Source organism: Streptomyces sp. NBC_00057, from assembly GCF_045041165.1.
Lineage (GTDB): Bacteria > Actinomycetota > Actinomycetes > Streptomycetales > Streptomycetaceae > Streptomyces.
On record NZ_CP108256.1, the window covers coordinates 660,642 to 673,113 of the forward strand.

Sequence of the window (12,472 nt, forward strand, 5' to 3'; positions counted from 1 at the left end):
CCACCGGTGAGCCAAGGACGGCACCTTCGAGCGGATGCTCCGGCCGGCCCAGGCGGAAGGAGATGCGGCTGGCCTCAGTGTCAACAACGCTCGTGATCAATACAGTTAGGCCGCGGTTTCTGCGATGAGGACGGCGGCGGATACCGGGCCTGAGGTGGCACTGGTGGCTGCGTCGGCTACCGCCGCCCGGACGGCGCGGGCTACTTCCAGTGGATGGTACCCGGGGGCAACCGCAAGCTGGACCTCGATGTGCCGACCTGGTGGATGGTCATGTTGCTCCACTTTGACCGGGCGGCTTCCCAGTACGGCGGTGAGGCGGGCCACGCCCGGAACAGCCGCTGCGACGTCGGCCAGCTCCCCGCTGGGGCCCCGCATGGGTCCTGTTCCGGTCGTTGGGAGCGAGCTTCGCACGGCTGCAGCCTCCGGCGGGGGCCCCATCGCGTTCTCTGCGGTCTGCGGCCTGACGCCTCTCTCCGGGCCCTCATGGAGATCCGTGACGCGCAGATCAACTGCCACGGTGGCCAGGCCGAGCCGTTCAGCGGCCACGTTGAGCAATGTGCTCCTCAACTGCTCCGCGGTGCGGGGCAGTGGCTGCCCCATGAATGCGGTGAATGCGGCCTCGATCCTGAGCGGGCCAGGCGGTAGCGCGCTGGCCGGCGGACGGACGGACGGCTCGGACACGGGCCCGAGCGATGCCGGTCCGATGCGCAGGCTCTCCAGCCAAACGCCAGGAATCTCAGCGACCGTGCGCCCGAGGGCCCGGACGGCCGCTTGCTCGGTGATCCACGTCCCGTCGTCAGGCCCTCCGAGCGGGAGCAGCCGACCCAGGCCGAGCTGGCGCCGTACTGCCTGCATCCACGCCTCAGTTTTCACCGGCCGCTCACCCTCTTCCATGGCCGCGGTTCTCCCCCTCCCGCACTGCGCCCCGACTCCGTAGGGGCTCTGGGGCAGGGGCACTTCGTACCACTCGTTGGACCACCCCGTCTCATGGTCCGCACCTCTGATAAAAGCCACTAAAACGAATATAATCCTATCCAAGAGTGCTAGGTGATCTCCTTCAGGGAGGAATAGCCCGATGACTGAGAACACCGGCGGAAAGCACGGCGGTGCGCCCGGCTCTCGCGGTCGGACGACCATCGCCGACGTGGTGGTAGAGAAGATCGCCGGAATGGCGGCACGCGATGTGCCCGGCGTCCATGCCCTGGGCAGTGGATTCGCGCGCTCGATGGGATCCATGCGGGAGCGGATGCCCGGCGCCGGTAGTGGCAAATCCGTCACGCGCGGGGTCAGTGTCGAGGTGGGAGAGGTGCAGGCGGCCATCGATCTGGAGATCGTCGTCGACTACGGCGTCTCCATCACGGACGTGGCCAGTGACGTACGCGAGAACGTGATCTCCGCAGTGGAGCGGATGGCGGGCCTGGAAGTGGTGGAAGTCGATATCGCGGTCAGCGATGTGAAGCTGCCCGACGAGGAGGACGAAGAGGAACAACGGCAGCGGGTCCAATAGCCAAGGGGGAGCAGCCCGCTTGAGCGAAGGAGCGCGTGATGAGCAAGGCTGTGGTCGGCTTGATTGCCGGAATGGCACTGGGCTTCGCCGGATACTTCGGTGGCTTCTGGGCCTTCCTGCTCGTGCTGGTACTGGGCGCCGTCGGACTTGTCGCCGGGCGCTTGATGGAAGGTGATCTCGAACCGGGTGACTTCATCCGCCACCGTGACGACCACCAGCGGATGCGCGATGACCGGCGACAGGCATAGGGAGACTGGCGGCAGTGACCAGTGACGTCGATCGTCGTCCGGGCATTCCTCGCGGGGAGCGGGGTGCGACCACCGTCTCCGACCGTGTCGTTGCGAAAATTGCTTCCCACGTGGCCCGCGAGGCGCTGAGCCGGTTCACCGAGTCGGCTGGCCACGTACCGCCCGGCCGCCGGACACCACGCGTGACGACGTCTGTGCGGCGGGCACCGGAGCGGAACGAGAACGCCGCAGGACGGGACGGCGATCCTGCCAATAGCCGTCCGGCCGTGCTCGGCGAAGTACGGATGCACATCGCCGTGGAGCTGGGCTATCCGTCCGACATCGGGGCTCAGTGCGCTGCGGTGCGCCGCGAGGTCATCGAACGGCTCAGGACATGGGCCGGCATGGACGTGTCCGAACTCGCGGTGTCGGTCGAGAGGCTGCACTCGGTGCACTCGCGGCATACAGACCGGGAGAGAGTGAGATGAGCGCGAACACCTGGCGACAGCCGACCGGCGATGGCGACATTCCCCCCGGTGCGGGACAGGCAACTACGTCCGCGGGCAATCCCCCAGGCAAGGGCACGGCAGCGGTCCATAGAGCGGGCCGGCCGGCGCGCCGCTTCTGGTCCGCACGCCGGATCCCCGCAGCCATTGTGGCGCTGCTGTCCGTCGCAGCCATTGGGCTGCTCCTGTACGACGTGGTCTCGGTGCGGGCAGACCGGCCCGGGATGAGCTGGCGACGGCGGCTCGCCGAGGAACTGGCCACACGACCACTGCATGACATCTGGATGACCGTCGGGGCCGCAGTAGCGATGGCCCTTGGCCTGTGGCTGTTCCTGCTGGCGGTGACGCCGGGACTGCGCGGACTGCTACCCATGCGGCAGCCCACCGGAATCCCCAGAACAGGGGAGGTCCGCGCCGGGCTCGACCGCCACGCAGCCGCCCTGCTTCTGCGCGACCGAGCCGTACGGGTGTCCGGTGTGCAATCGGCACGGGTCGATGTCGGCCGCCGGAAGGTCAAAGCCCGGGCACAGGCACATTTCCGCGACCTCAACGAGGTCCACGCGGATCTGGACGCCGCGCTGAGCAAAGCCGTAACGAACTTGGGTCTCGCCCAGCAGCCCACGCTGGACGTGCGCGTCCGGCGCCCGAAGAAGGGGTGAGGTGTCCCATGCTCAAGGCGGTGAACCGGGTGCTGCTGGGGCTGCTCGGCCTTGGACTGTTCGCCCTGGGTGGCGGCGTGCTGCTGGGTGGGCTGGATCTGCAGCGCCACTGGGGATTCGACGTGCCGGGCTGGTGGCCCTTCCGAGGTCCGAACGATGTCGTGCTGGGCACCGAGGGACGCACCCGGTGGCGGGAGGAGGACTGGTGGTGGCCGGCCGTCATTGCGGTGCTCGCGGTGCTTCTCGCGCTGCTGCTGTGGTGGCTGACGCAACTGCGCAGACACCGGCTGGGCCAGGTCCTCATCGAGAGCGAAGACGACTCGACGGCCCGGCTCAACGGCCGCGCGCTGGAGGACGCAATCGAGGAAGAGGCGCAGATCCTGGACGGGATCTCGCGGGCTCATGTGCGGCTGACGGGTCGGCGTACTGCTCCGGCCGCACGAGTACGGCTGTTGCTAAAGCCTCACGCGGAACCGGCGCGAACTCTGGAGCAACTGAGCCGGGAAACGCTCGCACACGCACGAGACTCGGCAGGCCTGGACCGCCTCCCGTCGGAGGTCCGACTCCGGGAAGTCCGCCACCGCGCCCGCCGCGTCGCCTAGTGATCTGTCCACGAAGGTTGGTGACGGATATCGCCGGTGTGGTGATCTTGAACAGGTGAGGGCCTTCTGAGTTCGGTGTGGATTGCGACATCTCCACCGAGCAGCACAAGGCCCTCATGCGGGTCTGCCAAACGACCGGTGTAGCTCACGTTGTTGAGCTTTCTGGCGGACTGCTGAGAGACGGCCGTCGAAGGTGATGTCGAAGGCGTTCAGTGCGGTCCTCCAACACATGGTCCAGCGGCTTGGACCCTTGCCGGTGAAGTCCAGGGACGTGATCTCCATGTTGACGCGCTTCAGTGTGGCCTTCGTTGGGGAAGTGACCGCGGACCTTGCCCCCTGGCAGAGGCTTCTGCCGCTGGCGTACGATCTTCGGCTCGAACGCGCCTTCACGGTCCCTGGGCACGGTGATCTCCATTGGGCCGACATCGGTCCGTGCCGTCTTGGAGCGGGTCCCGTTGTGGGAGGTGCCGCCATGGAGCCTCGTGCAGACGGGGCCATGCCCCTTAGATTCGAACTGCGCTTTTCAGGACGGTTGTCGGAAGCTGATGAGTTGCGTCACGGCGCCTCTGGTGCCGAGCGCACTGGCGATGACGGCCAGGCGGAAGCGCAGGATGCGCCTGTCCGCGCGGCATGGCCTCTTCCCTGGTCTGGTGGACGATCGCCTCGCGCGGTCTGCATCGCCGTGTGTATGTCTGAGGCGCATACTGAAAAGACCTGGGAGAACGGAGGACGCCATGATCATCCTCGGCGTCATTCTGCTGGTCATCGGTCTGGTGGCCGGCATATCGATCCTGTGGACCATCGGTATCGTGCTCGTCGCGATCGGCATCGTTCTTTGGATCCTGGGTGCCGTCGGGCATGCGGTGGGCGGTCGACGGCATTACTGGTAGGGCTGCTTGTTCCGGCTCCCCGTGCGCCATGTGATGTCCAGCGGCGGCTGTGACCTCGGTGTGCTCGGGTGCCGCATGCTCGATGCGGATGTTGGTGCCCGGCCCGCAGATCGCTACCAGGGTCGGGAATTCAGCGTCCCGGATGGGAGCACACATGGCTGTACGTCATCAGCTCATCGCCCGGGAACCGTCCGTACTCTGGGCGGTTCTGGAGGACGAGAGCCGTTACACGGACTGGGTGGTGGGGACCTTCGACTCCGGCCCGGGCGACGGGCGTTGGCCGGAAGTCGGATCGTCGATCAAATACACGGTGCGTGTGGGGCCGAAGGAGTTCGACGGACGCACGACGGTCCGTCGCCTCGACGCGCCGCGCGCGCTGGAACTCGAAGCGCACGGAGGGCCGTTGGGTACGGCACGGATCGCCTTCGACATCCGGCCGTGGGGCGACAAGACCCTGGTCATTCTCGACGAGCATCCGCTGCGCGGACTGGGAGGGAGTCTCCACAACACAGTTCTCGACGCCATTGCGCAGATCCGGCACCGCAGCATGCTGCGACGGCTGGCGGAAGTCGTCGAAGGAATGCCCCAGGACACGGGGTAAGAGACAGGACGGGAGGACCAGCCCCAACAGTTCGTCTTCCCACCGATGCCCGGCGGCTGGCGGATTCGAGGGGTCGTCCCAACACTGCTGGTCAGCTGACTGAGTCCAGTAGCTTTAGCGAGACGCTCGGCTGGGGCTTCCCAGCCGAGCGTCTTTCGTGGTCGGCTGTTGAGTTCGGCGGCCACCACCTCCACTCCCTGGTCCCAGGTCAGGGAAAGCCACAGGTGCGGCGGAAGGGATTGGACCGTCGCGGCGAGAGCGTTACGGGTGGCCAGGACACTGTGGCCGCGCGGCAGATGTACGAGCATCAGATAGCGGGTGGAGCGCTCGACCGTCAGGTGGCGACGAGAGTGGTGCTCCTGGCTGCAACGTCGCGCGCCGCAGTTACACGGAGCGTCTGTCTCGCCCTTGCCCGGCGTGGACTCGCACACGCCACGACCACAGCCGTGGAACAGCCCTTCGTACACCCGGCCGGCAGCCTGACCGTACGACCGGCACCTGGACCCCGCAGCCATGCAAAGGATGGGCTCGTGCACCGTCGTCCGCTACACCGCCAAAACACCGATCACCAAAACAGTCGCCCACCCCGGCTGGTGCGCCCGACAACTCCTCAAGGTGCGAGGCGCCCGATACCGATCAGACTTGGATGCATGGCAGAAGAACGTCGGCCGCGCGGCGGGAAAACTTCGACGACAGCCGCGTGGCGCAAACGACGACTTCCGAAGCGCGGCGGAGCGATTCGGAAGCGCAGACCGCGAACACGTCGAGCTGCGTCTTGCGGGCCCGCTGCCTTGTTGCAACTTCGTCGCCGCTGCAGGCACTCACGTGCAGGCCGCCGGAGTCTCACATGGGACTGATCACGCTCCCCAACGCACCGGTCCGCGGAGTGATCTGGGTGGCGGAGAAGCTCAACGACGCTGCCGAGCGCGAGCTGCACGACCCAGGAGTGCTCCGTGCCCAGCTGGCTGTACTAAACCGGGAGCTTGAAGACGGAGATATCAGCACGGAGGAGTTCGAACCGGGAAGAGGAAAGGCTGCTCGACCGGCTGCATGCTGCACAGGTCGGCCCCGCACCGAACGATCGAAGGTGACGCACTCATGGATGACACAGCCAAGGTGACCCTCGCGGCCGCAGTAGTGGGCGGCTATGTGCTGGGCCGGACGAAGAAAGGCCGGCTGGCGCTGACAATTGCGACGTATCTGGCGGGGAGACGATTCGGCCTTGAACCCCGCCAGCTTGCCGCCGAAGGGATGCGCAGACTCGGAGAGATTCCCCAGTTCGCCGAGCTGCAGGAGCAGCTGAAAGGGGAAGTCTTCGGCGCAGGCCGTAAGGCAGTGGCTGCCGCCGCCGATCGGGGCATGAGTTCGCTGGCTGACGCCATCAGCGACCGCACGGCGCGGCTCGGTGAGAAGCAGGATGAGGGGGAGGAAGAGGGGGACGAGGAGGAGTACGAGCCGGAAGAGGGAGGCGCGGAGTACGAGGAAGAGGAGGAACCGGAAGAGGAAGAGCCGGAGGCCGAGTACGAAGAGGGCCAGGCTGAGGAAGAGGAGGAAGAGGAGGAACTACCGGAAGAGGAATACGAGGAAGAGGAAGAGGAAGAGGAAGAGCCGGAAGAGAGGCAGCCGAGGCGGCGCCGCAGTCGCGCCCAGCCTAGAGGGGGCGCGGAACGCAAGAAGGCCGCTCCCGCCCAAGGAGAGAAGCCTCGGACGGCCAAGAAGTCTGCCGCCCGGAAGGCGGCCCCGCCAAAGAAGACGGCTGCGAAGAAAACTGCTCCGGCCAAGAAGTCCGCCGCCCGGAAGACGGCCCCGCCAAAGAAGACGGCTGCGAAGAAAACTGCTCCGGCCAAGAAGTCCGCCGCCCGGAAGACGGCCCCGCCAAAGAAGACGGCTGCGAAGAAAACTGCTCCGGCCAAGAAGTCCGCCGCCCGGAAGACGACGTCGTCGAAGCGAGCAGCGTCCAAGCGCGCCGATCGTCGGAGGTAGCCAGTCATGACCAGGACGGAAACAGACCAGCCCACGGCACAAATGTCGGGTGCGGACCGGCTTCGCGAAGAGGCGTCCAACTTCCTCAGTGCACAGGTGGAGAGGCTCGCCGAGAAGGCGGGCGACAAACTGACCGATGTCACTGGGCAGCTCACTGATGTGGCCGAGAGTGGATCGCTTCCCGCGATCGGCTCCCGTATTCTCCAGGGCGACTCCCCGCTGAAGGCATTCGTCGGGGAGAAAGCCAAGGGCGTCAAGGACAAAGTCGTGGGGAAGGTCAAGGAAGCGTTCGGCGGCGGAAAGGGGAAACGCAAGTCGAGCGGCGGCAAGGTCATGAACATCATCGAGGTGCTCGATGTGGGAGTGCCCCTGCGTGTCGCGTACGACCACTGGACGCAGTACGACCAGTTCAGCAGCTTCGCGAAGGGTGTTCGCGACGTCTCGAAGAGCGATGAGATGTCCAGTGACTGGAAGGTCAAAGTCGGCCCTTCCTCGCGCAGCTTCAAAGCGACTGTCCAGGAACAGATTCCCGACGACCGCATCGTTTGGACGTCCGAGGGAGCCAAGGGAACTACCCGTGGTGCGGTCAGCTTCCATGAGCTGGCACCCAGCCTGACTCGAATCGTCCTGGTCGTGGAGTACTACCCGTCCGGGTTCTTCGAGAAGACGGGCAACCTGTGGCGCGCCCAAGGGCGCCGCATGCGACTCGACTTCAAGCACTTTCAGCGATACGTCTCCCTCGCTCAGGAAGAGCCCGAGGGCTGGCGCGGTGAAATCCGGGACGGTGAAGTCGTCGTGTCCCACGAAGACGCCATGGAAGGAGAAGAGGCCGCCGAGCAGGAGGACGCACAAGGCGAGGAGTCCGAGGACGAGGAATACGAGGAGGAGCCTGAGGACGACGAGCCCGAGGACGAAGACTACGAGGACGAGCCTGAGGACGAAGACTACGAGGACGAGCCTGAGGACGAAGAAGAAGGCGAATACGAGGAAGAAGAAGGGGAAGAAGGAGAGGAAGAGGACGTAACCCCCTCCAGGAAGCAAAGGCGACAGAGGTGACGCCGTGACTGACGTCGACTTCAGGCAGGGGGTCTACCCCGTTTCGGGGCCGCAGACCACCAATCTTGTCGGGCCGCAATCTGTCCAGATGGGTCGTGATCCACCGCAGGACTTTGCGCGGCTTGCGCATCGGCCGGTGCGGCGGGGGCGGATCGCCTCGAAAACCCTGGTCGCGGACTTCACGGAAGATCTGGCTGGCCGGCGTTGTGACAGCCCTCAGCGAACCGCTTGTAGATGTACGGCATGAAGTCGTCCAGCAGCGTCCGGCGGTAGGTGACCTGGACCAGCAGATCGTCGACATCTGGAGTTCTGGCATGGCGTCGGACCGTGTAGTAGTCGAGCTGCAAATCTCGGCTGATTCCACGCAACGGGCATCCATGGGAGAGGAGTTCGTGCACGGCCTGGCGCCGTTCGCGGATACCGGCGACGATGCGGCGCGGACGGCCGTTGACGTCCTTGGTTCCGTTCGGGGCCAAAGGTGGCTCCGCTTCGGAAGAGGGGGCCCGTATCGGCGAACGCGGACCGAACGCATTTGCAGTGTCCTGGCACGGTCTTCTCCACAGCTACTGTCCGAGGTTGTTCCACAGGTGCCAGGCGTCCGCGACCTGGACGGCCTGCGGTGCCGCCGCGCGTGCGGCCTCGGCGTAGGTGGAACCACGGTCCTGGCAGATGACCTAGCCGCCGAAGCCCGTGGCCACAAAGACGTGCTGAGTGCCAGGGTGGGCGTGTCCGACGTACGGCAGGTGATCGCTCGAGTCGTTGTCCTACGCTGCCCAGCGATAGGCAGTATCCGCCTCCGCGGACCCCGGCATTCGCTCCCCGGCCCAGGCGTCGAGGCGCGCGGACCTCTCCCGTACTTTCCTGCCCCCGGTTCGAACGACTCGCCAGTGACGATGAGCAGCCGGCGACCTTCCTCGTAGGGCGCACTGCGCATCGAACGAACGCCGTCTGGTGTGATGTACATGCCTGCGGGGACGTCTTCAGGCCTTACCGGTGTCGCGATCACCAGTTCCCTCCTCGGCTTGAGCCGAGTGAACAGCAGCGTGCGGTCGAAGACGGGGTAGTGCGTCGCGACAACGGCATCGCGTGCCTCAACCGTGAGGCCGCCCTCGACGGAGAGACGGCAGCGGGAGCCGTCGTGGAGTTCGGTGACCCGGGTGCGCTCGCAGATCCCCCCTGCGGCGACGACCTTCTCAGCCAGAGACAGCAGGAAATTCCGCAGATGGAAATGCAACTGCCCCGCCACGCGTACTGCACCGGCCACCTCGAAGGGCAGATCCGTGTCGGTCACGAAGGACGCGTCGGTCCTGCCCGCCGTGCGGCCTCTGCCTCGTCCCTGACCTCATCGATGTGCTGCGGATCCCGTGTGTAGGTGTAGGCGGGTGCGTGCTCCAGGTCGGCGTCGATGTTCTGTTCGGCGCAGAGAGCGGCCGTCCGGTCGAGCGCGTCCTGTTGTGATAGCGCGTACAGCCGGGCGCTGCCGGCGCCGTGCTTCGCTTCCAACTGCGCGTACACCAAGCCATGCGCAGCTGTCAGTCTGGCCGTGGTGTATCCGGTCACGCCCGCGGCGATCCGGTCCGCCTCCAGGACGACAACGTCCAGACCCGCCCGGACCAGTTCCCATGAGGTGCAGAGGCCGGTGATGCCGCCGCCGATGACTGCGACGTCTGCGGTCAGGTCGGTGCTGGGGGGCGGATAGCCGGTACGCGGCGTGGTGGCGATCCAGTACGACTCGTCAACAGTCCGGCGTTCTGTAGCCATGGCTCCTCGGCTTCCGCTTTGACCGGGACATTGAGTGCCCCGTTGTCCACGTCGTGACGGAGGAGGGGTCATGAATCAGTCTGCAGCCATCACGAAGCTGAGGCAGGACGCTGGTGCTGTAGATGCCGAAGACCCCCTGCTGATTCGGTCCGATCTGGTTGACGTACACCTCGTCGAAGTCGGCCTCCACATAGGCGCGGACCGCCCGCACATGCTCATCCACGTCGTCGCCGCAGACGACGTTGTCACGGACTATTCCTTCGGTGACCAGTTCGGAGGCCTGCTCGAAGTGTTTCGGGGTCGGCAGTACCTGAAAGCTGCGGCCGCCTCCAACCAAAGGCCAGAAAACACCTCCACAAGTCGCTGAGTGGCGAGACTCTGCCGGGCTACCAGTAGTGCCTTCGACCAGCGACCGCGTGCCCCAGCGACCCCAGGATCCACAAGACAACCCCGATAACCGCGAGAACAATCCCGATTGTCCACAGTATGGAGATCCCGGTCACGAACCCGACGACAAGCAAAATAACACCGAGAATGATCACGATGTGCTCCGATCTCGCACATGCCCTCTCTTTTTTACTGTGATCCCTGCACACCGCAAGGGCAACTGCTCAGGGAATGGACACATGCGCCTGCCGTGACCTGTTCTCCGACGGTGGGCCGTCGGAGAACAGGTCAACAAGAGTGAACGCCGGCGTTCCACCACTTCCGAAACGCGCATGATACTGATCGCCGTTTGCGTTCGTCATCAGCGCCCAGGGCCTCAGTGGAAGCGATTCCTTCCTTGGGGGATAGCCTGCCCACCACCCCACCACTCACAGCGTTTCTCATGCGGCAGCGATGGCGCTATGCAGCCAGTGGGGGCTACGGCGCGTGGTTAGGAGGCTGTGCCCGGCGCTGAAGCAATGTGCGAGCTCCGAGATGCGGTCAGCCCAGGCCGTATATCATGGAACGGCGTCTTGTGAAGGTGACGCGGGCATCATGTCGTCTCCGATTCCGGAGCGGGAACATGGCCGTAGGCGAAGAGGACGAGACAGGGCGCGTCCGGCGTCCGTCCAGCAAGAAGCCCGTCAAGAAGACCGCCAGAAAAACCAGCACCGGACGGGCCAGCAGCCGCACGAGCGAAACGAAGCGTGCGGTCCGTCGGGTTTCGGCCCCGCGGGCCATGCGGTATGCGGCTGAGCAGCTCCAGGAGCTTTTGGGGCGAGCACCCGAGTCCGTCTCGGCAGTGAAGCCGACGGAGGGCGGCTGGCAGGCGGACGTGGAAGTTTTGGAGCTGGAGCGTATCCCCGGTACTACCAGCGTGATGGCGAGTTACCGGGTGACGCTGGACGAGGAAGGCGAACTGCTGGCGTACGAGCGCACCCGCCGCTACACCCGAGCCCAGATCGACCCGCGTGGCTAGGGCCGGAATACCACTGCTGCACCGCTCGCCGGTCGAACGGAAACGGCCTCGTCCGGAGCCACGGGTGAGCTGCTGAAAGGAGGCACCATGACTATGGTGCCGCAGGGCGGAGGAACCATTTCCAGGGCCGGTGGAGGAGGGTCGGGGAACCTTTACGACATCCTCGAGCTGATTCTGGACCGCGGCCTGGTGATCGATGTCTTTGTACGTGTGTCCTTGGTGGGCATCGAGATCCTCAAGATCGATGCCCGCATCGTCGTGGCGAGCGTGGATACCTACCTGCGCTTCGCGGAGGCCTGCAACCGCCTCGACCTGGAGGAGGGTCGCAAGGCTCCGTCTCAGCTGACCGACCTGGTCGGCGAGGTGACCGAGGGCGGTGCGCATGGGAAAGCCAAGGGTGCTCTCAGCGGGGCCGCTGACGTGCTGACCGATGCCCTGAAGGGAGGACATGACGACGAGGAGGCCGAGCAGTCAGAAAAGAGGCGCAAGGAGCCCGAGGAGAGGCGGGAGCGGCCGCGGCGTCGGCCTGCCGCCCGACGCCGCGAGGAGTGAACCATGGCCGTATACGTGTATTCCATTGTCAGGGCCACCCATCCCCAGCGCTTGGACGGCCTCCACGGGGTGGGGGACCCGCCTGCGACCCTCCGCACGGTGCGCACCGAAATGCTTTCCGCGGTCGTCAGCGACGCGCCCGAGGAGCTGCGTCCCAAACGCCGAGACCTCAGCGCACACCAGGCCGTCCAGGAACAACTGATGGCCAACGGGACCGTTTTGCCGCTTCAGTTCGGCTTCACCACCACGGACGACGACGCTGTACGAGCGGTCCTGGAGGACGGTACGGATAATTTCAGCGAACGCTTGCGGGCGCTGGAGGGCTGCGTGGAATACCACCTGAAGGCCGCCCAGGACGAGGATGCGCTGTTGCGCCAAATCCTTCAGGAGTCCGACGAGGCGCGCAAGCTCAACGAGGAGATCAGAAGCGGCCGCAGCAGCCCGGAACTGCCGCTCGCCCTCGGGGAGCTGGTCTCCCAAGAAGTGCAAGCGCGGCAGGATCGGCTAGCCGTCGCAGTCCTCGATGCGCTGCGCGGACTCGCGCGGGAAGAACGCTCGTCGCAGCCGACCGGGAACGACTTCCTGAATGTGTCCTTCCTCGTGGAGGGGGACAACGAGAAGACCTTCCTCGGCGCGGAACAGGACATCGCCAAGGAACTGGGCGAGGACTTCGACCTGCGACTGGTCGGCCCGCTGCCCGCCTACAGCTTCGTCTAAGGAGTC

The 12,472-nt window shown here is 65.6% G+C and carries 15 protein-coding genes and 4 pseudogenes; 13 read left to right on the forward strand and 6 right to left on the reverse strand.

What is annotated here, in order from left to right; all coding sequences use genetic code 11:
* The first annotated feature begins 1,075 nt into the window (after positions 1-1,075).
* The 5 genes from OG953_RS03310 to amaP all read left to right on the forward strand — a co-directional run bounded on the left by OG953_RS03310 (position 1,076) and on the right by amaP (position 3,501).
* Positions 1,076-1,507, forward strand: a complete 432-nt coding sequence (locus tag OG953_RS03310) for an Asp23/Gls24 family envelope stress response protein (protein ID WP_114243073.1) — start codon at positions 1,076-1,078, stop codon at positions 1,505-1,507.
* A gap of 38 nt (positions 1,508-1,545) precedes the next feature.
* Positions 1,546-1,755, forward strand: coding sequence for a hypothetical protein (locus OG953_RS03315; protein WP_405682398.1), 210 nt, complete (start codon positions 1,546-1,548; stop codon positions 1,753-1,755).
* 182 nt (positions 1,756-1,937) lie between these two features.
* Positions 1,938-2,222 carry a hypothetical protein gene (locus OG953_RS03320; RefSeq protein ID WP_405682400.1) on the forward strand — a complete coding sequence of 95 codons (285 nt, stop codon included), beginning with the start codon at positions 1,938-1,940 and terminating at the stop codon, positions 2,220-2,222.
* Entirely contained in the window at positions 2,219-2,899 is a 681-nt protein-coding gene (locus OG953_RS03325) for a DUF6286 domain-containing protein (protein ID WP_405682401.1), read from the forward strand. The genes OG953_RS03320 and OG953_RS03325 overlap by 4 nt, the downstream gene beginning before the upstream one ends.
* A gap of 8 nt (positions 2,900-2,907) precedes the next feature.
* Positions 2,908-3,501 (forward strand): alkaline shock response membrane anchor protein AmaP, encoded by a 594-nt coding sequence (amaP, locus tag OG953_RS03330; RefSeq protein ID WP_405682402.1) that lies wholly within the window; start codon positions 2,908-2,910, stop codon positions 3,499-3,501.
* A gap of 145 nt (positions 3,502-3,646) precedes the next feature.
* Here the strand turns inward: amaP and OG953_RS03335 are convergent.
* Positions 3,647-3,955: pseudogene (locus OG953_RS03335) on the reverse strand (transposase); the annotation flags it as partial.
* Between the two features lie 280 nt (positions 3,956-4,235).
* On the opposite strand from OG953_RS03335, the gene OG953_RS03340 reads away from it, so the two are divergent.
* Positions 4,236-4,391, forward strand: a complete 156-nt coding sequence (locus OG953_RS03340) for a DUF6131 family protein (RefSeq protein WP_164495245.1) — start codon at positions 4,236-4,238, stop codon at positions 4,389-4,391.
* A 154-nt stretch (positions 4,392-4,545) separates the two neighbouring features.
* Complete coding sequence (locus OG953_RS03345) at positions 4,546-4,992, forward strand: SRPBCC family protein (RefSeq protein ID WP_405682404.1); 447 nt, start codon at positions 4,546-4,548, stop codon at positions 4,990-4,992.
* A gap of 113 nt (positions 4,993-5,105) precedes the next feature.
* On the opposite strand, the pseudogene OG953_RS03350 reads toward OG953_RS03345, so the two are convergent.
* A pseudogene (locus tag OG953_RS03350) lies at positions 5,106-5,324 on the reverse strand (IS30 family transposase); the annotation flags it as partial.
* 515 nt (positions 5,325-5,839) lie between these two features.
* On the opposite strand from OG953_RS03350, the pseudogene OG953_RS03355 reads away from it, so the two are divergent.
* From OG953_RS03355 to OG953_RS03365, 3 genes and pseudogenes are all read left to right on the forward strand, one after another.
* Positions 5,840-6,083: pseudogene (locus OG953_RS03355) on the forward strand (gas vesicle protein GvpG).
* A 7-nt stretch (positions 6,084-6,090) separates the two neighbouring features.
* Positions 6,091-6,975, forward strand: coding sequence for a histone protein (locus OG953_RS03360; RefSeq protein ID WP_405682405.1), 885 nt, complete (start codon positions 6,091-6,093; stop codon positions 6,973-6,975).
* Between the two features lie 6 nt (positions 6,976-6,981).
* On the forward strand, positions 6,982-8,031 hold the full coding sequence (locus OG953_RS03365) for an SRPBCC family protein (RefSeq protein WP_405682407.1): 1,050 nt from the start codon (positions 6,982-6,984) through the stop codon (positions 8,029-8,031).
* A 179-nt stretch (positions 8,032-8,210) separates the two neighbouring features.
* Here the strand turns inward: OG953_RS03365 and OG953_RS03370 are convergent, their stop codons facing one another.
* From OG953_RS03370 to OG953_RS03385, 4 genes and pseudogenes are all read right to left on the reverse strand, one after another.
* Positions 8,211-8,507 (reverse strand): hypothetical protein, encoded by a 297-nt coding sequence (locus OG953_RS03370; RefSeq protein ID WP_398634886.1) that lies wholly within the window; start codon positions 8,505-8,507, stop codon positions 8,211-8,213.
* Between the two features lie 811 nt (positions 8,508-9,318).
* Positions 9,319-9,792 carry an NAD(P)/FAD-dependent oxidoreductase gene (locus OG953_RS03375; RefSeq protein ID WP_405682408.1) on the reverse strand — a complete coding sequence of 158 codons (474 nt, stop codon included), beginning with the start codon at positions 9,790-9,792 and terminating at the stop codon, positions 9,319-9,321.
* Between the two features lie 91 nt (positions 9,793-9,883).
* A pseudogene (locus tag OG953_RS03380) lies at positions 9,884-10,117 on the reverse strand (LLM class F420-dependent oxidoreductase); the annotation flags it as partial.
* A 61-nt stretch (positions 10,118-10,178) separates the two neighbouring features.
* On the reverse strand, positions 10,179-10,334 hold the full coding sequence (locus OG953_RS03385) for a DUF6131 family protein (protein ID WP_405682410.1): 156 nt from the start codon (positions 10,332-10,334) through the stop codon (positions 10,179-10,181).
* Positions 10,335-10,801: 467 nt separating this feature from the next.
* Between OG953_RS03385 and OG953_RS03390 the strand changes: the two genes are divergently transcribed.
* The 3 genes from OG953_RS03390 to OG953_RS03400 all read left to right on the forward strand — a co-directional run bounded on the left by OG953_RS03390 (position 10,802) and on the right by OG953_RS03400 (position 12,466).
* Positions 10,802-11,197, forward strand: coding sequence for a gas vesicle protein (locus OG953_RS03390; RefSeq protein WP_382302671.1), 396 nt, complete (start codon positions 10,802-10,804; stop codon positions 11,195-11,197).
* Between the two features lie 87 nt (positions 11,198-11,284).
* On the forward strand, positions 11,285-11,749 hold the full coding sequence (locus tag OG953_RS03395; protein ID WP_124718923.1) for a gas vesicle structural protein GvpA: 465 nt from the start codon (positions 11,285-11,287) through the stop codon (positions 11,747-11,749).
* A gap of 3 nt (positions 11,750-11,752) precedes the next feature.
* A complete protein-coding gene (locus tag OG953_RS03400; RefSeq protein WP_405682412.1) occupies positions 11,753-12,466 on the forward strand; it encodes a GvpL/GvpF family gas vesicle protein in 714 nt (237 codons plus the stop codon).
* The last annotated feature ends 6 nt before the right edge of the window (positions 12,467-12,472 follow it).

Coding starts and splice junctions, on each gene's coding strand:
- OG953_RS03400 (WP_405682412.1), top strand. CDS start 11,753: ATGGCCGTATACGTGTATTCCATTGTCAGGGCCACCCATCCCCAGCGC.
- OG953_RS03345 (WP_405682404.1), top strand. CDS start 4,546: ATGGCTGTACGTCATCAGCTCATCGCCCGGGAACCGTCCGTACTCTGG.
- OG953_RS03390 (WP_382302671.1), top strand. CDS start 10,802: ATGGCCGTAGGCGAAGAGGACGAGACAGGGCGCGTCCGGCGTCCGTCC.
- OG953_RS03395 (WP_124718923.1), top strand. CDS start 11,285: ATGACTATGGTGCCGCAGGGCGGAGGAACCATTTCCAGGGCCGGTGGA.
- OG953_RS03310 (WP_114243073.1), top strand. CDS start 1,076: ATGACTGAGAACACCGGCGGAAAGCACGGCGGTGCGCCCGGCTCTCGC.
- OG953_RS03325 (WP_405682401.1), top strand. CDS start 2,219: ATGAGCGCGAACACCTGGCGACAGCCGACCGGCGATGGCGACATTCCC.
- OG953_RS03315 (WP_405682398.1), top strand. CDS start 1,546: ATGAGCAAGGCTGTGGTCGGCTTGATTGCCGGAATGGCACTGGGCTTC.
- OG953_RS03360 (WP_405682405.1), top strand. CDS start 6,091: ATGGATGACACAGCCAAGGTGACCCTCGCGGCCGCAGTAGTGGGCGGC.
- OG953_RS03365 (WP_405682407.1), top strand. CDS start 6,982: ATGACCAGGACGGAAACAGACCAGCCCACGGCACAAATGTCGGGTGCG.
- amaP (WP_405682402.1), top strand. CDS start 2,908: ATGCTCAAGGCGGTGAACCGGGTGCTGCTGGGGCTGCTCGGCCTTGGA.
- OG953_RS03340 (WP_164495245.1), top strand. CDS start 4,236: ATGATCATCCTCGGCGTCATTCTGCTGGTCATCGGTCTGGTGGCCGGC.
- OG953_RS03375 (WP_405682408.1), bottom strand. CDS start 9,792: ATGGCTACAGAACGCCGGACTGTTGACGAGTCGTACTGGATCGCCACC.